The 16102-nt window shown below is 59.1% G+C and carries 19 protein-coding genes and 1 pseudogene; 13 read left to right on the forward strand and 7 right to left on the reverse strand.

Annotated features, from left to right (window positions below):
* Positions 1-200: 200 nt before the first annotated feature.
* A complete protein-coding gene (locus D3878_RS24795; RefSeq protein WP_420799504.1) occupies positions 201-344 on the reverse strand; it encodes a hypothetical protein in 144 nt (47 codons plus the stop codon).
* Between D3878_RS24795 and D3878_RS08620 the strand changes: the two are divergent.
* The 8 genes and pseudogenes from D3878_RS08620 to D3878_RS08655 all read left to right on the forward strand — a co-directional run.
* Positions 282-455, forward strand: a pseudogene (locus tag D3878_RS08620) (UTRA domain-containing protein); the annotation flags it as partial. The gene D3878_RS24795 and the pseudogene D3878_RS08620 sit on opposite strands and share 63 nt — an antisense overlap.
* Before the next feature lie 2 nt (positions 456-457).
* Positions 458-2209: a fumarate reductase/succinate dehydrogenase flavoprotein subunit gene (locus D3878_RS08625; RefSeq protein ID WP_119785085.1), complete on the forward strand. Its 1752-nt coding sequence runs from the start codon at positions 458-460 to the stop codon at positions 2207-2209.
* Positions 2210-2220: 11 nt separating this feature from the next.
* A complete protein-coding gene (locus D3878_RS08630) occupies positions 2221-2454 on the forward strand; it encodes a 4Fe-4S dicluster domain-containing protein (RefSeq protein WP_119785086.1) in 234 nt (77 codons plus the stop codon).
* A 53-nt stretch (positions 2455-2507) separates the two neighbouring features.
* Positions 2508-3908 (forward strand): ABC transporter substrate-binding protein, encoded by a 1401-nt coding sequence (locus tag D3878_RS08635; RefSeq protein WP_119785088.1) that lies wholly within the window; start codon positions 2508-2510, stop codon positions 3906-3908.
* A 28-nt stretch (positions 3909-3936) separates the two neighbouring features.
* Positions 3937-4758 carry an ABC transporter permease gene (locus D3878_RS08640; protein WP_119785089.1) on the forward strand — a complete coding sequence of 274 codons (822 nt, stop codon included), beginning with the start codon at positions 3937-3939 and terminating at the stop codon, positions 4756-4758.
* Entirely contained in the window at positions 4755-5600 is an 846-nt protein-coding gene (locus D3878_RS08645) for an ABC transporter ATP-binding protein (protein ID WP_119785090.1), read from the forward strand. Before D3878_RS08640 ends, D3878_RS08645 begins: the two co-directional genes overlap by 4 nt.
* 11 nt (positions 5601-5611) lie before the next feature.
* Positions 5612-6589 carry a HEAT repeat domain-containing protein gene (locus D3878_RS08650; protein WP_119785091.1) on the forward strand — a complete coding sequence of 326 codons (978 nt, stop codon included), beginning with the start codon at positions 5612-5614 and terminating at the stop codon, positions 6587-6589.
* A complete protein-coding gene (locus D3878_RS08655) occupies positions 6590-6880 on the forward strand; it encodes a DUF971 domain-containing protein (RefSeq protein WP_119785093.1) in 291 nt (96 codons plus the stop codon).
* Here the strand turns inward: D3878_RS08655 and D3878_RS08660 are convergent.
* Both D3878_RS08660 and D3878_RS08665 read right to left on the reverse strand, forming a co-directional pair.
* On the reverse strand, positions 6871-8130 hold the full coding sequence (locus tag D3878_RS08660; RefSeq protein WP_119785094.1) for an acyl-CoA dehydrogenase family protein: 1260 nt from the start codon (positions 8128-8130) through the stop codon (positions 6871-6873). The genes D3878_RS08655 and D3878_RS08660 overlap by 10 nt on opposite strands.
* A gap of 209 nt (positions 8131-8339) precedes the next feature.
* The gene (locus D3878_RS08665) at positions 8340-8741 is read right to left on the reverse strand and encodes a diacylglycerol kinase (protein ID WP_119785095.1); all 402 of its coding nucleotides are present in this window, start codon (positions 8739-8741) and stop codon (positions 8340-8342) included.
* A gap of 134 nt (positions 8742-8875) precedes the next feature.
* Between D3878_RS08665 and D3878_RS08670 the strand changes: the two genes are divergently transcribed.
* Positions 8876-9670, forward strand: coding sequence for an IclR family transcriptional regulator (locus tag D3878_RS08670; protein WP_119785097.1), 795 nt, complete (start codon positions 8876-8878; stop codon positions 9668-9670).
* A gap of 25 nt (positions 9671-9695) precedes the next feature.
* Here the strand turns inward: D3878_RS08670 and pbpG are convergent, their stop codons facing one another.
* Positions 9696-10838, reverse strand: a complete 1143-nt coding sequence (gene pbpG / locus D3878_RS08675; protein ID WP_119785098.1) for a D-alanyl-D-alanine endopeptidase — start codon at positions 10836-10838, stop codon at positions 9696-9698.
* A gap of 524 nt (positions 10839-11362) precedes the next feature.
* Here pbpG and phaP point away from each other — a divergent pair.
* Positions 11363-11932 carry a TIGR01841 family phasin gene (gene phaP / locus D3878_RS08680; RefSeq protein ID WP_420799505.1) on the forward strand — a complete coding sequence of 190 codons (570 nt, stop codon included), beginning with the start codon at positions 11363-11365 and terminating at the stop codon, positions 11930-11932.
* A 115-nt stretch (positions 11933-12047) separates the two neighbouring features.
* Here phaP and D3878_RS08685 read toward each other — a convergent pair whose 3' ends face one another.
* Both D3878_RS08685 and D3878_RS08690 read right to left on the reverse strand, forming a co-directional pair.
* Entirely contained in the window at positions 12048-12872 is an 825-nt protein-coding gene (locus D3878_RS08685; protein WP_119785100.1) for a competence/damage-inducible protein A, read from the reverse strand.
* A gap of 20 nt (positions 12873-12892) precedes the next feature.
* Entirely contained in the window at positions 12893-13735 is an 843-nt protein-coding gene (locus D3878_RS08690) for an EI24 domain-containing protein (RefSeq protein WP_338016803.1), read from the reverse strand.
* A 97-nt stretch (positions 13736-13832) separates the two neighbouring features.
* Here D3878_RS08690 and D3878_RS08695 point away from each other — a divergent pair, with 97 nt between their 5' ends.
* Together D3878_RS08695 and D3878_RS08700 are read left to right on the forward strand one after the other, a co-directional pair.
* Complete coding sequence (locus D3878_RS08695; RefSeq protein WP_119785101.1) at positions 13833-14189, forward strand: FKBP-type peptidyl-prolyl cis-trans isomerase; 357 nt, start codon at positions 13833-13835, stop codon at positions 14187-14189.
* A 5-nt stretch (positions 14190-14194) separates the two neighbouring features.
* The gene (locus D3878_RS08700) at positions 14195-14419 is read left to right on the forward strand and encodes an acyl-CoA-binding protein (protein ID WP_119785103.1); all 225 of its coding nucleotides are present in this window, start codon (positions 14195-14197) and stop codon (positions 14417-14419) included.
* 121 nt (positions 14420-14540) lie between these two features.
* Here D3878_RS08700 and D3878_RS08705 read toward each other — a convergent pair whose 3' ends face one another.
* Entirely contained in the window at positions 14541-15524 is a 984-nt protein-coding gene (locus D3878_RS08705; protein WP_119785104.1) for a 2-hydroxyacid dehydrogenase, read from the reverse strand.
* Between the two features lie 237 nt (positions 15525-15761).
* Here D3878_RS08705 and fdxA point away from each other — a divergent pair, with 237 nt between their 5' ends.
* A complete protein-coding gene (fdxA, locus tag D3878_RS08710) occupies positions 15762-16085 on the forward strand; it encodes a ferredoxin FdxA (protein WP_119785106.1) in 324 nt (107 codons plus the stop codon).
* Positions 16086-16102 lie beyond the last annotated feature (17 nt).

Below are 16102 nucleotides of genomic sequence, written 5' to 3' on the forward strand. Positions count from 1 at the left end.
CTTGATGAATGAAATAGAGCCAGCGAACAGATTACAAGAGAAATTTGCCTATCAACAACGAATCAAATCCGCTATTGATACGTAAAAAACAGATATCAGCTTGCCTAAAATCCTGTCTTCGCCAACCAACAATTTCCGCATAAGCAAGCGTGAATTGATTCGTTCCAAACCGCCCAATCGGTCGCTACGATCTTCGCCATTCATCGTTCATAACCTGTCATGACAGGCTCGATAGAAAACTTGCCCCACTGTCCGCCGCCCGTGAAGTAAAGCCGGGAACGGCGCTGCTGCGTATCGAGCGTTTGACATACAGCGCCGACGGCAAGCCGCTGGATTTTGAACATTTGTATTTTCGCGGAGATGCATTCCAGTACCGGTTGAAAATCTCGCGGCGACTGGACCATCCGCCCTCGCATCAATTTCAGGGGAACGCCCCTGATCCAACCAGGAATTAATGATGGAAACTCATATCCAGACCGTTGACGTGCTCGTGATCGGCGGCGGCACTGCCGGACCGATGGCGGCAGCCAAGGCCAAGGAAGCCAATCCGCAACTGCGGGTGCTGCTGCTGGAAAAAGCCAACGTCAAGCGCAGCGGCGCCATTTCGATGGGCATGGATGGCTTGAACAATGCCGTGGTGCCGGGCTTCGCCACACCCGAACAGTATGTCAAGGAAATCACGACCGCCAATGACGGCATCGTCAACCAGAAAACCCTGATGGCGTATGCGCAGAACAGCTTTCCGATGATCGAGGAACTCGACCGCTGGGGCGTGAAATTCGAAAAGGATGAAACCGGCGACTATGCCATGCGCAAGGTGCACCACATGGGCACGTACGTCTTGCCAATGCCGGAAGGTCACGACATCAAGAAAGTATTGTATCGGCGCCTCAAGCGCCAGCGCGTGGAAATCACCAATCGTCTGGTCGCAACGCGCCTGCTGACGGCTGACGACGGCAGCATCGCTGGCGCCATGGCTTTCGATTGCCGCAGCGGCGATTTTCACGTAATCCGCGCCAAGACCGTGGTGCTGTCGACCGGCGCTGCCGGCCGCCTTGGCCTGCCCGCCTCCGGCTACCTGTTCGGCACCTATGAAAACCCGACCAATGCCGGCGATGGCTACAGCATGGCGTACCACGCCGGCGCAGAACTGTCGGGGCTCGAATGCTTCCAGATCAACCCGCTGATCAAGGATTACAACGGCCCGGCCTGCGCCTACGTGACTGGCCCGTTTGGCGGCTTCACCACCAACAACAAGGGCGAGCGCTTCATCGAGAGCGATTACTGGAGCGGCCAGATGATGCAAGAGTTTTACAACGAACTACAAGGCGGCAACGGCCCGGTGTTCCTGAAACTGAACCACCTGGCCGAAGAAACTATCAGCACCATTGAAACCATCCTGCATACCAATGAACGCCCCAGCCGCGGCCGCTTCCATGAAGGTCGCGGCACCAATTACCGCGAGCAGATGGTGGAAATGCATATTTCCGAGATCGGCTTCTGCAGCGGCCACTCAGCCTCTGGCGTGTGGGTCAACGAGCATGCCGAGACCACGGTGCCAGGGTTGTACTCCGCCGGCGACATGGCATGCGTGCCGCACAACTACATGCTGGGCGCCTTCGTCTACGGCAAGCTCGCCGGCGAAAGCGCGGCGCGCTATTGCGCCGAAAAGCCGCTGGCCGATATTGACCAGGGCCAGGTCGAGCGGGAGCGCCAGCGCGTATGGGCGCCGCTGTCGCGCCGGGACGGCTTGCCGCCGAACCAGGTGGAATACAAGCTGCGACGCATGGTCAACGACTACCTGCAGCCGCCCAAGGTAACCCGCAAGATGGAAATCGGCTTGTCGCGCTTCGAAGCGATCCGCGAAGACCTGGACCGCCTGCAGGCGAACAATCCGCATGAATTGATGCGCGCACTGGAAGTGCACGCCATCCGCGACTGCGCCGAAATGGCGGCGCGGGCTTCGCTGTATCGCACGGAAAGCCGCTGGGGCCTGTACCACAACCGCGTTGATTATCCGGAACGCAATGACCGCGACTGGTTCGTTCATGTCCAGCTGAAAAAAGACAACGAGCAGATGACTTGCTTCAAGCGCGCCATCGAACCCTACATCGTCGCGCTCGATGAAAATGAAAAAACCGCCTATCAGCGTTTGCGCATCAACAAGGAAGCCGACGCGCAAACCAGCAACCAGGCGCATGCCGCCTGAAAGAGAAGACCATGCCAACCGCCATCAATATCACCAGCGTCCCGGTCAGGGTCGATGAAGAAAAATGCATTGCCGAAAAAGGCTGCACCGTGTGCGTCGATGTCTGCCCGCTCGACGTGCTGGCGATCGACCTCGTCAAGGGCAAGGCTTACATGAAATTCGATGAATGCTGGTACTGCATGCCATGTGAAAAGGATTGCCCCACCGGCGCCGTCCACGTCGATATCCCGTATTTGCTGCGTTAATGAAGTGCCTTGAAGTAGAAGTGATCCGAAAATAACCACTCTGGGAGAAGTAAATGCAACTGCATAAAAAACTGCTGGGCCTGGCCCTGGTACTCGCCTTCGGCAGCGCCAACGCCGAAACCATCCGCATCGCCATCGGCACGCAAGATACCACCATCAATTGCGCCACCGGCGGTCTGCTGATCCGCGAACTGAAACTGCTCGAAAAATACCTGCCGCGCGACGGCAAGTACAAGGATGCGCAATATGACATCCAGTGGAAGAACTTCACCTCGGGTGCGCCGCTGACCAATGAAATGGTCGCCGGCAAGCTCGACTTCGGTTCGATGGCCGACTTCCCCGGCTCCTTCAACGGTGCAGCGCACCAGAAAGCCGGCAAGCAGAGCATCTTCATCAATGTCCTGTCCGGCAGCACGCTGGGCAGCGGCAACGGCATCGTGGTGCCGAAATCATCGCCGGTGCAGTCGATCTCGGAATTGAAAGGCAAGACGATTTCCGTGCCGTTCGCATCGACTTCGCATGGCATGCTGCTGCGCGCCATCAAGTCACAGGGCTGGGACCCGGAAAAAGATGTGACCATCACCACCCAGTCGCCGGAAGTCGCCGGCTCCGCCTTGCAAAGCAACAAGATCGAAGCCCATGCCGACTTCGTGCCGTTTGCCGAACTGTTTCCGCACCGCGGCTATGCCCGCAAGATCTTCGACGGTTCGCAAGCCAATGCGCCGACCATGCATGGCAGCCTGGTCGATGCCGAATACGCCAAGAAATATCCGGAAATCGTGGTCGCCTACCTGCGCGCAGCCATCGAGGCTGACCGCATTATCGCTGCCGAACCGGAAAAGTACAGCGAACTGATCGCCAAGGTCACCGGCATCGAAGCCGAAGTCAACTACCTGTTCCATGGCCCGCTTGGCTTGCAAACCCGCGATCTGAGCTGGAAACCGGAATACCGCCAGGCGGTGAAGACGTCGATTGAAACCCTGCGCCTGCTCAAACGCACCGACAGCGATATCGACGTCAATGCCTTCATCAACGATCAGTACCTCCGCACCGCCTTCAAGCAAGCCAGCCTGAACTATGACGCCCAGTTGAAGAACTACGCCAAGCTGCCGCTGACTGCCAAGGACGCCGTCACCGGCAAACCGATCGCAGATCCGAAGCGCGTCGCGCAGATATGGGTCGAGGGTGAACCGCTGGTGCGCCATTATGCAACGGCGGAAACCGCCTTTGCCGAAGCCCGCAAACTGGAAAAGGCCGGCAAGAAGATCCGCACCGTGTATGCGCATGACCGCGAAACCGGCCTGAAGCTGCTGGCCGGCGATGCCTGGTTCGTTGCCCACGGCAAGAATGAAGTCAGCGCCTTCCTGCTGAAGGCATCCGCCGAGGCATGGGCCCAGAAGAACAAGGGCAAGGTGCTGGATTTCGACACCGCCAAGGCCGGCATTGCCAGCTGATCAATGAGCAACCAAGCGGAGTCCTGACATGGCCAGCACGAGCCTCAACCTCCCCGGCGCAGCGAAGCTGCAACTGACCGGCCGCCTGCTGTTGCGGGTAATCTCCATCGCCGCCTGCGTCCTGGCCTGGCACTGGGCGTCAACGCGGCACATCAACCTGGGCCTGGTGACATTCCAGAATGTTCCCCCGCCCAAGGACGTGCTGCAGGCGGCGCTCGACCTGATCCAGTCGCCCAGGCTGGCGCAGCATCTGTCGGCCAGCGTGTACCGCGTGTTTGCCGGCTTTGCCGGCGCCGCGGTGGCAGGCATCCTGCTGGGCCTGGTGATTGGCCGCTCGCGCTGGCTGGAGGATGTGCTGCTGCCGCCGCTGGAAGTGCTGCGGCCGATTCCGGCCGTGGCCTGGATTCCGCTTGCCATCCTGATGTTTCCCTCGTCGGAAATGTCGATGATCTATATCACCTTTATCGGCGCGCTGTTTCCGATCCTGCTCAACACCATCCACGGCGTGGAAGGCGTCGATCCACGCCTGATCGCCTCCGCCCGCAGTCTGGGCGGCAGGCGGCGCGCCATTTTCACCGAAGTGATCCTGCCCGCCGCCGCGCCCAACATTGTCACCGGTCTGTCAATCGGCATGGGCACCGCCTGGTTCTGCCTGGTGACTGCCGAAATGATTTCCGGCCAGTTCGGCATCGGCTATTACACCTGGGCTTCGTACACCATCCAGAATTACGCCGAGATCGTGGTGGGCATGCTGTTCATCGGTGTCATCGGCATGGGCAGCAGCGCGCTGGTCAAGAAAATTGGCAATGCGCTGATGCCCTGGTATCTGCTGCAAAGGAAAAAAACATGAGCAACAATGCTAGCCAGGGCAAGATCGAGATCGACCGTGTGCACATCCGGCTGGGCGCAGGCAAACAGGAATTTGAAGCCCTGCAGGATGTGTCGATTTCGGTTGCACCGGGTGAGTTCGTTTGCATACTCGGGCCTTCCGGCTGCGGCAAGTCGACGCTGCTCGGCGCGCTTGCCGGCCATCTGGCGCCAAGCCAGGGCAGCGTCCGCGTCGATGGCCTGCCGGTCAGCGGACCGCACCCGGACCGCGGCCTCGTGTTCCAGCATCACACGCTCTTCCCCTGGAAGAAAGTCGTGGAAAACGTCGCCTTTGGCCTGAAAATGAAAGGCATCCCGCGCCGCCAGCGTCTGCAGCAGGCGCATGACCTGCTCAAACTGGTGGGACTGGAAGGCTTCGAAAACGTCTATCCCGGACAACTTTCGGGCGGCATGCAACAGCGCGTGGAAATTGCACGCGTGCTGATCAACCATCCGCGCGTGATGCTGATGGATGAGCCTTTCGGCGCGCTCGATGCGCAAACCCGCCTCAAGATGCAGGAGCTGTTGCTTGAGGTCTGGGCGCGCATCCAGACCAGTATCGTCTTCATCACCCACGACATCGACGAGGCGCTGTTCCTGGCGGACCGCATCCTGGTGATGAGCCCGCGTCCCGGGCGCATTATCGAAGAGATCCCGCTCGAATTCGCCCGTCCGCGCAATGCGGAATTGCTGACTTCCAGCAGGTTCACCCAATTGAAACGGCATTGCATGGCATTGCTGCACCCCGGGGCACATGTCGCTCCGCTGGAGCGTCTAAGTCCTCTGGGGGCGGTGCCGGCAAGCCTGCTGCAATTCGCAATTTAAGGAACAAAACAGTGAGTCTGGTATTCAACGACGATCCTGAAATTCAGGCCATCCATGAAAGACTGCAGTCGCCGGATAATGAAGTGCGGCGGATTGCCATCCTGGATTTGACGGACATTGCGGGCGATGAACATGCCGCGCTTTTCATCACTGCCTTGCAGGATGCTTACGCCCGGGTGCGCGCCGAAGCCGCGCGGGCGCTGGAGGCGTTCGAAAGCGATGCCAGCGTCGCCGGCCTGGTTGTGCTGTTAAGCGATGCCGATGCCGACGTGCGCGAAGCTGCGGCGCACAGCCTCAGCGAATTGAAAAACTCCGCATCGGCGGATCTGCTGCTGGCGCATGCCAGCGCCGCCGATTCCTTCGTGCAAGTGGCGATTTTGCGCGCCTTGCGCGAATTGCGCGTGGCGGAAAGTTTCGAACCCGCGCTTGCCGCTCTGGGCAATGGTGATCCGGCAGTGCGCCGCGAAGCGGTTTCCGTCCTGGGCTATCTGAAGCGGCCAGCGGCACTGGCGCCCTTGACCGCTATCGCTGCCGGCGACGCCGATCCTGACGTGCGCCGGGCCGCGGTGGGCGCGCTCGGCTTTGCCACCGATGACTCGGTACTGCCGGCGCTGCTGTCGGCATTGCTGGATCCTGCATGGCAGGTACGCGAGGAAGCGGCGACGACGCTGGGCAAACTGCGTTTCCCCCAAGCTGCGCAAAGCCTGATTGAGGCGCTGCAAGACAGCTATTGGCAAACGCGCTTGCGCGCGGCGCGCAGCCTTGGCCGCTTGCGCAGCACGGCTGCCGTCCCGGCGCTGATCCTGACGCTGGCGCATGAAAACAGCAACCTGCGCAAGGAAACGGCGCTGGCGCTGGGCGAGATTGGGGTGGAAACGGCGCTGCCGGCGCTGGAAAGCCTGCAGGCTGATCCCGATCCCGAGGTGCGCAAGTCGGTGCGCCTGGCGATCGAACAGATTCGTACAGCGTCCTGGCAGGAAATGCCGTAAATGCCTTATCCGCAAGCACTGCGCAGCGATGCCCGTACCGCGCTGCTCGAAATTGTCTGGGATGACGGCACAACACAGCAACTGGATGGCGCGCTGCTGCGCCGCCAGTGCCCCTGTGCCGACTGCAAAAGCATGCGCCAGCGGAGCAGCGATGCACTTGCGATCCACCCGCCAGCGAGCATCACAGATATCCGTCTGGTGGGCGCCTACGCCGCGCAAATCATTTTCAGCGACGGCCACGAACGCGGCATTTTCCCCTGGGTGTACCTGAAGGAGCTGGATCAGGAATAAATCGACGGTTCCGGCACTTCGCCGGTCAGTACCCACTGGCCGACATCTTTCAGCTTGTAGTCGAGCGAATCATGCAGGGTATGCACGCGCACGTTGCGCCAGAAGCGGTCAAAGCCGTATTTCGTCGCCGTAGCGCGCGCCCCCATCACTTCAAAAATCTTCGAGGTAATCTCCAGCGCGGCGCGGGCGGCGACTATCTTCGCTTCGTAGATCGCCAACGCGGCAGTGCCGCGCTGCTCTGCAGTCAAGGCATCGCCCAGCTCCCAAGCCTGCTGCAACTGACTGGCGGCCGCTTCGGCCAGGGCAATCGCCCCGCGCAACGCAATCCAGAGGTCGCCATAATGCTGCTGGGTAAAGGGATCATCGATAGCGCGTTCGACACCGGAAGAAATCCACGGACGGCCCTGCTCGTGCGTGTACTTCCAGGCGTTGAGCAGCGCGCCCTGCGCATTGCCGATGTAAATTTCAATCAGAATCAGTTGCGAGACCAGCGTGCGCAGCGTGGCCCGCGGCGTGCCGGTGGTGCCTGGCGGCCCCAGCACTTCGTCGCGCTCGACGCGCACCCGGTCGAATGTCACCGAGCCGCTATCGGTCTGGCGCTGCCCCAGGTTATCCCAGTCGTCGTGGATATTGATACCGGCACGATTGGTGGGGATCGAAAAAAATACGCGCTCGGCCGGCTTGTCCGGGTTCGGCGCGGTGACGTTCAGCATGTCCGAACCCGTCGCTCCCGAGCAGAATGACTTGGTGCCATTTAATTCAAAATAACCGCCATCGTCGTCGCGCCAGATCAGTGAGGCCCGATTATCCAGGCCATTGGTCGCGTTGCCCCAGAACCAGCCTTCCGTCACGGTCTTGCCCAGGAACTGCTGTTTCTGCTCGGGATTTCCGAACAGGATGATGCTGGCGACTTGCAGATGCTGGAAGCCGAACAGATGCGCGAGCGAACTGTCCACTTCGGCGAAGCGCCGGATGATTCTGTAAATGAGCGGCCAAGGCGCTTCCGGGCCGCCGAATGCAGCAGGCACCGCCAAGGGCAGCAGGCCGCTGTCGCGCAAGGCCTGGCGCTCGGCCCAGGCCGTACCGCCGCGCTGGTCGCGTTCAGGGGCGGTCAGCGCCAGTACAGCCGCAGTCGACTCCACTGCTTCGGTCAGTGCGCCAAAGTCGCGCCGCACGAGATGCAATGGCTTGCTGCCGGCAGCGGCGCGCGGCAACTGCTGCAGTTCGCTTAGTTTCGGTATTTTGCCCATTTTATTGCCAGTCCAGTTCGATTGGAATCCGATTTCCCGGAACGCGTCACGCACGCGCCGGCAAGCTCAGAAATGGGTCGATCATAGGCATGAACAAGCACACAGACAACGAAGCATTCCGCATATCCATATGAGATGCGCAAGCGCTTCAACGGCTTCGTGGCCAGGCGCGAAAACAGTATGGCGTAATCGAAGCCCGCGTGAAAAACTCAGTTGCGCCAGAACAGCGGCAACAGGATTACCACCCAGCTGGCAAAGGCCAGCGACATTGCCAGGAACACCGCCGCACTACCCAGATCCTTGGCGTTTTTCGACAAGGGATGGCGCTCCAGCGAGACGCGGTCGACGATCGCCTCGATCGAGGAATTCATCAATTCGATGATCAAGACCAGCACCAGCACGGCAATCAGCAACAGTTTTTCAATTGCGGAAACCGGCAGCAACAGGGCAATGACGGTGCCGGGAATGGCCAGCATCAACTCCTGGCGAAAGGCATGCTCATGCTTCCAGGCTGCTTTGAAGCCAGCGATGGAATAGGAGAATGCCGAAAAAATCCGCTTCAGGCCGCTTTTACTCTTGAATTCGCTAAACGATGGTTCGTGATCGGACATGGGGGAGAGTTTTCACAGCCGCAAGGCAAAGTGATGATTTTATCAGGCCGGGGAACAATGCCATTTCCAGAACGAGCCCTTTTTGATTTTTTCACATTGTGGTATAAAGGTTTATTGCAATGCATTTTCACGTAATGAAAAACGATTCCACGACCGACTTGGAAAAAACCTCGATCCAGGTGATCGAACGCATGGTGTCGCTGCTTGACGCGCTGGCCGAGCGGCCCGATCCGATCAGCCTGAAAGAACTGGCCGCTGCCACCGGCCTGCACCCCTCCACGGCGCACCGCATTCTCAACGACCTGGTCATGAAGCGTTTTGTCGACCGCTCCGAACCCGGCACGTATCGTCTCGGCATGCGTTTGCTGGAGCTTGGCAATATGGTCAAGAGCCGCATCAACGTGCGTGAAGCGGCGCTCGATTTCATGCGCAGCCTGCATCGCAAGACCAATCAAACCATCAACCTGTCGGTACGCCAGGGCGATGAAATCGTCTATATCGACCGCTCCTTTTCCGAACGCTCCGGCATGCAAGTGGTGCGCGCCATCGGTGGCCGCGCGCCACTGCACCTGACATCGACCGGCAAGCTGTTCCTGTCGCTGGACGACTCGAAAGCCGTGCGCGCCTACGCCACCCGCACCGGCCTTGCCGGCCACAACAAGAATTCGATTACCGACCTGGCCAAGCTGGAACGCGAATTGAACCAGGTGCGCACGCTCGGCTATGCGCGTGACAATGAAGAACTGGAACTCGGGGTGCGCTGCATGGCAGCCGGCGTTCGCGACGATTCTGGCCGCCTGATCGCCGGACTGTCGATTTCGGCACCGGCCGACCGCTTGCAGGAAGAGTGGCTCGAAGACCTGATCAGCACTGCGACGCAGATTTCGGCGGTGCTGGGCTATGTGCCGCCAGCCGGGATGCCGGCCTAAAACCGGGGCAATGTCCGCACAGGGTTCAGCCCTGGCCGCCGGCAAGCGCCGTAGTGGAAATGGAATGCGGCTTGATATTCTCGATCCACTTGCGGATCCGGCCGGCATCGGCCAGGCGCGATAGCTTGCCCTTGGAATCGAGGAACACCATCACGATCGAGCGTCCCTCGATTACCGTCTGCATCACTAGGCAACGGCCTGCTTCCGCGATATACCCTGTCTTTTGCAAGCCGATCTCCCAAGAGCTGTTACGCACCAGCTGATTGGTATTGCGGTATTGCAGGGCCCTGCCGCCGGCATCCACCACCGATTCAAGCGAGGTCGAGTATTGCCCGAGGATCGGGAACTTCTGCACCTCCGCCACCAGCTTGACCAGGTCGCGCGCACTGGCGACATTTCGGCTGGACAAGCCACTGGAATCGACATAATGCGTATCGCGCATGCCCAGCGCCCGCGCCTTGGCATTCATGGCCGCCACGAATGCTGGCAAGCCGCCTGGATAATTGCGTCCCAGTGCCGATGCCGCGCGGTTTTCCGAGCTCATCAGCGCCAGGTTCAGCAGACTGGCGCGCGACAGCCGAGTACCGACTGCCAGCCGTGATCCACTGTTTTTCTCGCGGTCGATGTCGTCGGCGGTAATTTCGAGGATTTCATCCTTGTTTTGCTGCGACTCGACCACGATCAAGCCAGTCATCAGCTTGGTAATGGATGCGATCGGCAGCGAGACATCGGGATTTTTTTCAAACAGGACTTCGGAACTGGACTGATCCAGCACCAGCGCCACATTCGACGCCAGATCCAGCGGATCGGTCGTCTGGTTCAGGCCGGCCAGGTCGCCAGCCGTTCGCACTGCCGCCACCGCCGGCATGACAGGGCGGGTCTTGACTTGTTGATATGTCACACTGCGCTTGCCATTCACCACGCTGACGTGCTTGACGATTTTATCCCCGCCGCTGTGCGCCACGACCGTGGCGCGCTTGCGCGACGTTTTGCCGGGCGCGACCTTGCGCTTGCCGGCGACGGCTTTTGACGCGGCGGATTTCTTGATCAGGGTCTTTTTGGGCGTCGGCCGGGAGGCGCCAGACGCAGTGTTCTTCGCCCCGGCCTCAGGAAGCGTCGCACAAATGAAGATCAATAAAAACAGTATCCCTAGCGCAGGCTTGCCCATTGGATGGCTCCGATCCTTACTCATGCGAACGTACGTGAAGATTGCAGTGTAGCAAAATGATAAAAATATGCAAGAGAATGAAGGATTTAGCGCACTTCATTAAACAATATTCTAATTAGAAATAATTTACATAATAGCATTCACTTAAGTAAGGGCACGCCAGCAAATAGTCGATTTGGCAATTTCTTGAGCAGTGCACGGATTTGCATCCCTACGATCCCTTCTTGCCGACGACAAAATACAACATTCACTGCCAACAATAATGCCCCTCTGCACCTTGCAAATGTCGCGGTTGGCAATGCAGGCCGCACGTCCTAATTGATCTATGTCATGAGATAGCTAATTTCCTCACAACAACTATCCAAAACACAAGATCATGATGTTGTGTCTACAAACAACTTTATAGTGCACCGCACAAAAAACCCTTGACACGATGAAATTAGTATTTAAAATAGGGTTTGTTGCAGCGCACAATTCGAATTCACCTTCTGTTTCTTATTAATTAACTCACCAAAGGAATTGCCATGTCTAATCTGTTTCCGAATCAAGAAAATTTCGCTGCAGTCACCAAAGCCAATTTCGAAGCGCAAATCGCCCTGATCACTTCGCTGACCAACAAGGCTTTTGAAAGCGTCGAAAAACTGGTTGACCTGAACCTGACTGCTGTCAAATCCTCGCTCGAGGATTCGAATTCTGCTGCCAAGCAATTGTTGGCCGCCAAGGATCCGCAAGAACTCTCCACGCTGCTCGCCGCACACGCCCAGCCGAGCGCTGAAAAAGCCCTGGCTTACGGCCGTCATGTCGCCACCATCGCTTCCAGCGCCCAAGCCGAATTCACCAAGGCTGCTGAAGAGCAAGTTGCCGAAGCCAACCGTAAAGTCCTGGCACTGATCGAAGAAGCCAGCAAGAATGCGCCGGCCGGTTCGGAAAATGTGATTGCCCTGGTCAAGTCGGCCTTCGGCACTGCCAACGCCAGCTACGAACAACTGGCCCAGTCGACCAAGCAAGCCGTCGAAGCCCTGGAAACCAATCTGAACACTGCGGTGACCCAGATTTCGCAAGCAGCAAACAAGACCGCCAAAGCCAAGAAGTAATTTGCCTCAGCCGCGCCGATACAAGGTTGCGGCATGCGTTTGAAGGCAAACGGGCCTGCCGGACAATGCAAGCATGATGCATTGCCCGGCAGGCCCGAATTTTTTGTCGAGCGCCTCAGGTATGGCGGTATTCGCTCCCCAGCCGGTCAAGTTCCGCCTGCAGGCAGGCGAACGCCGCTGCGGTTTGTGCCGGCTCCCCCTTGACCCCCAGTTCAATAAAGGCGCGGCTTTGAGCGTTGCCCACACTGGGCAGGCTGAACACCTTCACCTGGAGAAATTGCTTTTCGATCGACTCCATCAGCGGCGTCAGGGTCGACTCCATCGCCCCGAATACCAGCACCGAACGCTCCAGCCGTGGCGACTGGTGAAACAGGGACGAATAATGCGTATCCAGAACCCATTCGATCATCGGCCAGGCCATGACTGGAAAGCCGGGCACGAAATGATGTGCGCCGCTTTTTGCTTCAGCCTCAGCCTCCCCCACCGCCCCTCGCACCGAAAAGCCTGGAATCTTGTTATAGGGATTTGGGATGATTTGCGCACCCACGGGAAACTCCCCCATCTTCAAGCGGTGCAGATTGTCCGGCGCCTGCAAATCCGCCGTGATGCCGGCTTCACGCGCCATATCGGTGATGCGTTCCTCGATCCTGTCCCGGGCTTGCGGATGCAATGCCAGCGGCACGCCCAGTGCCGCCGCCGCACATTGACGGGTGTGATCGTCCGGCGTGGCGCCGATGCCGCCGCAGGAAAACACGACATCGCCACTGGCCAAGGTGCGGCGCAAGGTGGCGGTGATGCGCGCCGGATCGTCGCCCAGGTATTCCGCCCAGCCAAGCTGCAAGCCGCGCGCTCCCAGCAATTGCACCACCTTGGGAAAATGCTGGTCAGCGCGTTTGCCTGACAGGATTTCGTCGCCGATGATGATGAGTCCGAACGCCATGGTCTGTATCCGTTTAAAAATTAATTGATGTCCTTGAATTGCACCGGCGTCGCATCATCCCTGGCCGTGGCGGCGCGCATCTGGCTCAACGCAGCCAGGCAGTAATGGGCAAACCACAGGCTGGTGAAGACGAACACCAGCACATACAGCCAGATCGAAATGGCCGCAAACACGGGAAATAAAACCACCGAAAGCGCACCGCCCAGCCACAACAGCATCGGCGCCGCCCCCATGGCGCCGGTCAGGGTGCCGATCAGCAGCAGCGCGCCGCGGTGCCGCCTTTGCAGTGCGCGAAATTCCTCCCGGCTCGCATGTTCAGCCAGCGCGTCATACGCCAGCACCTTGTAGGTCAGCCAGCCCCACAGCAGCGCTTGCACGATCAGCCCCAACGGCGGCAGTGCCACCAGCGGCAGGCTGACGATCCACAGCAATGCGAACACGATGAACGAATACAAAGATAGCCACAGACTGCCCCAGACGCTGCCGCCCTGGCGCCGCTCGAGTTGCGGATAATCGCGGCTGGCCACATGGCGAACGATTGAAGGCATGGCGAACAGGGCAATGAAAACCAGCGCCGTCAGGATCATCAGCGGCAGCAACAGCCACATGGCCACCAGCGGCACCACCACGTAGCCAGCGAAACCGGTGCCCATGGCGTCCAGCCAGTCGCCGGCCAGGCCGAACAAGTCATGCCCGGCAAAATACGCATGCACCCAGTCGTACATCGGCTGCAGGCTGAAATACAGCACGATGCCCCAGATAACGACTGACAACATAAATGGCGCGATCGTCAGCAGCAACATGCGCATGTGCAGCTGTGACAACACGGCCTTGCCGAAGGCGCCCAACACCGGCCGCATCATCGCACCGGCTCCATTTCAATTCCCATCATTCCCGCTTTCTTCGCTACAATCTCGTCAGTCTACCCTGCTTTTTAGAACCCAACCCTGAAGGAAAATTATGTCCACCATCACGACCTCCACCGGACTGCAGTATGAAGATATCACCGTCGGCGCTGGCGCCGAAGCGACTGCCGGCGCGCATGTGAGCGTGCACTACACCGGCTGGCTGCAAAACGCCGACGGCAGCGCCGGCAGCAAGTTCGACTCCAGCAAGGACCGCAACGACCCCTTCGCATTTCCGCTGGGTGCAGGCCACGTCATCAAGGGCTGGGACCAGGGCGTGCAAGGCATGAAAGTCGGCGGCGTGCGCAAGCTGATCATTCCGGCAGCGCTCGGCTATGGCGCGCGTGGCGCCGGCGGCGTGATTCCGCCCAACGCGACGCTGATTTTTGAAGTCGAACTGCTGGACGTATAAGTGCCATGAGCCTGCAAGCTCGTTTTGAACAGGTCGTGGCCGAGTCGAAGAATCTGCCCGAGCGCCCGGACAACCTGACCTTGCTGAAGATGTATGCCCTGTATAAACAGGCCAGCAGCGGCGGCGCCACCGGCGAACGTCCGGGCATGACCGATTTCGTCGCCCGCGCCAAATGGGATGCCTGGAATGCCCTGAAAGGTACGCAGCCGGAAGCGGCGAAGCAGCAGTAAGTATATCGACCTGGTGGAATCCCTGAAGGCCTGATCCAGTGCCTGCCGGCGCTTTGGCCAAAGCCGCACGAATCCCGTGCGGCTTTTTTGTTTTCCGGACTTGCCACAGCAATTACAGCAGTTATCCCTGGCGCAAGGCTTGCGGATTCAACAGGTTGGGAGGCGTCTTGCCGCTGAATGCGGCAATCAGGTTGTCCGCTGCGCACGTTGCCATCGCGCGCCGGGTCGCTCCGGAAGCGCTACCGATATGCGGAGTCAATACGACATTATCCAGTGCCAGGAAATCCGGATGGAAGGCCGGCTCGTTCTCGAAGACGTCCAGCCCGGCGGCAGCAATCCGGCGCTCGCGCAGCGCCGCGATCAGCGCGGCGTCATCGACGATGCCGCCGCGGGCGATATTGACCAGGGTGGCCGTCGGCTTCATCAATGCCAGTTCGGCAGCGCCGATGGCATGATGGGTCGCCGCCGAATACGGCAGCACCAGCAGCAGATGGTCGGCCCGGCGCAGCAAGTCATCCTTGTCGACAAACTGCGCATGGTTGGCCGCGGCTTCGAGCGTCGCCGGCAGCTGCGTACGATTATGGTAAAGCACCTGCATGTCGAAGCCGCGTGAGCGGCGCGCGATCGCCTGGCCGATACGGCCCATGCCGAGGATGCCCAGGGTGGCGCCATGCAGGTCCGCCCCCAGGAAGGCATCATAACGCCAGCGCTTCCATTGCCCGGCACGCAGCCAGCGTTCCGACGCCCCCACCTGGCGTGCCGCCGCCATCAACAGGGCCCAGGCAAAATCCGCGGTGGTTTCGTTCAATACGTCTGGCGTATTGCTCACCATGACGCCTGCGCGCGTGGCGGCGTCGAGGTCGATATTGTTGAAGCCAACCGCCATATTGGCGATCATTTTCAATTGCGGACAAGCCGCGATCAATTCGGCAGTGATGCGTTCGTTCGCACTCGAGAACAAGCCTTGCTTGTCGTGCAAGCGTTGCGCCAGCTCGGCGCTGGACCAGGGCAGGTCGTCCTGGTTGGTTTCCACTGCGAAATGGCAGGACAGGCGCTCCACCACCTCGGGAAAGATGGCGCGCGCAATCAGGATTTTCGGTTTCATGCAGGATTCGAAAGCGTTAAAGTGGATTTTTCCAGTTCTACCGGGAGATGAGCGAAACGCCGCAAGAATGGCTGGCGCATTTGCTTATGCGTAATTTGTATAACCGCTGTTTGTGGGAAGATATAAAATGCCTTAAAATACAAGGCTTTGCGAAAGATTGCAGAAATGTGGCTGTTTATCTCTTGAACAGCATCTGCATCGCGCCATTTTATCCCCAATTGAGTAGATAGGACTGTTATGACCCACGTTGTGACCGAATCCTGCATCCGTTGTCGCTATACCGACTGCGTCGATGTATGTCCGGTGGACTGCTTTCGCGCAGGTCCGAATTTTCTGACGATCGACCCCGACGAATGCATCGACTGCGCGGTGTGCGTGGCAGAATGCCCGGTCAATGCCATTTACGCGGAAGAGGATGTCCCGGCAGACCAGCAGCAATTCATCAAGCTGAATGTCGAGCTGGCGCGCAAGTGGCCGTCCATCACCAAAACCACGGCGCCCCTGGCGGAAGCCGAGGAATGGAAAGATACGAAAGATAAATTGCAATACCTCCAAAGCTGAGGCCTTGCCACGAAATA

It is taken from the genome of Noviherbaspirillum sedimenti (assembly GCF_003590835.1).
GTDB lineage: Bacteria > Pseudomonadota > Gammaproteobacteria > Burkholderiales > Burkholderiaceae_D > Paucimonas > Paucimonas sedimenti.

Excerpts from the sequence above, each read along its gene's own strand:
- D3878_RS24795 (WP_420799504.1), bottom strand. The coding sequence starts at position 344 with ATGTTCAAAATCCAGCGGCTTGCCGTCGGCGCTGTATGTCAAACGCTC.
- D3878_RS08625 (WP_119785085.1), top strand. The coding sequence starts at position 458 with ATGGAAACTCATATCCAGACCGTTGACGTGCTCGTGATCGGCGGCGGC.
- D3878_RS08630 (WP_119785086.1), top strand. The coding sequence starts at position 2,221 with ATGCCAACCGCCATCAATATCACCAGCGTCCCGGTCAGGGTCGATGAA.
- D3878_RS08635 (WP_119785088.1), top strand. The coding sequence starts at position 2,508 with ATGCAACTGCATAAAAAACTGCTGGGCCTGGCCCTGGTACTCGCCTTC.
- D3878_RS08640 (WP_119785089.1), top strand. The coding sequence starts at position 3,937 with ATGGCCAGCACGAGCCTCAACCTCCCCGGCGCAGCGAAGCTGCAACTG.
- D3878_RS08645 (WP_119785090.1), top strand. The coding sequence starts at position 4,755 with ATGAGCAACAATGCTAGCCAGGGCAAGATCGAGATCGACCGTGTGCAC.
- D3878_RS08655 (WP_119785093.1), top strand. The coding sequence starts at position 6,590 with ATGCCTTATCCGCAAGCACTGCGCAGCGATGCCCGTACCGCGCTGCTC.
- D3878_RS08660 (WP_119785094.1), bottom strand. The coding sequence starts at position 8,130 with ATGGGCAAAATACCGAAACTAAGCGAACTGCAGCAGTTGCCGCGCGCC.
- D3878_RS08665 (WP_119785095.1), bottom strand. The coding sequence starts at position 8,741 with ATGTCCGATCACGAACCATCGTTTAGCGAATTCAAGAGTAAAAGCGGC.
- D3878_RS08670 (WP_119785097.1), top strand. The coding sequence starts at position 8,876 with ATGAAAAACGATTCCACGACCGACTTGGAAAAAACCTCGATCCAGGTG.
- pbpG (WP_119785098.1), bottom strand. The coding sequence starts at position 10,838 with ATGGGCAAGCCTGCGCTAGGGATACTGTTTTTATTGATCTTCATTTGT.
- phaP (WP_420799505.1), top strand. The coding sequence starts at position 11,363 with ATGTCTAATCTGTTTCCGAATCAAGAAAATTTCGCTGCAGTCACCAAA.
- D3878_RS08685 (WP_119785100.1), bottom strand. The coding sequence starts at position 12,872 with ATGGCGTTCGGACTCATCATCATCGGCGACGAAATCCTGTCAGGCAAA.
- D3878_RS08690 (WP_338016803.1), bottom strand. The coding sequence starts at position 13,735 with ATGATGCGGCCGGTGTTGGGCGCCTTCGGCAAGGCCGTGTTGTCACAG.
- D3878_RS08695 (WP_119785101.1), top strand. The coding sequence starts at position 13,833 with ATGTCCACCATCACGACCTCCACCGGACTGCAGTATGAAGATATCACC.
- D3878_RS08700 (WP_119785103.1), top strand. The coding sequence starts at position 14,195 with ATGAGCCTGCAAGCTCGTTTTGAACAGGTCGTGGCCGAGTCGAAGAAT.
- D3878_RS08705 (WP_119785104.1), bottom strand. The coding sequence starts at position 15,524 with ATGAAACCGAAAATCCTGATTGCGCGCGCCATCTTTCCCGAGGTGGTG.
- fdxA (WP_119785106.1), top strand. The coding sequence starts at position 15,762 with ATGACCCACGTTGTGACCGAATCCTGCATCCGTTGTCGCTATACCGAC.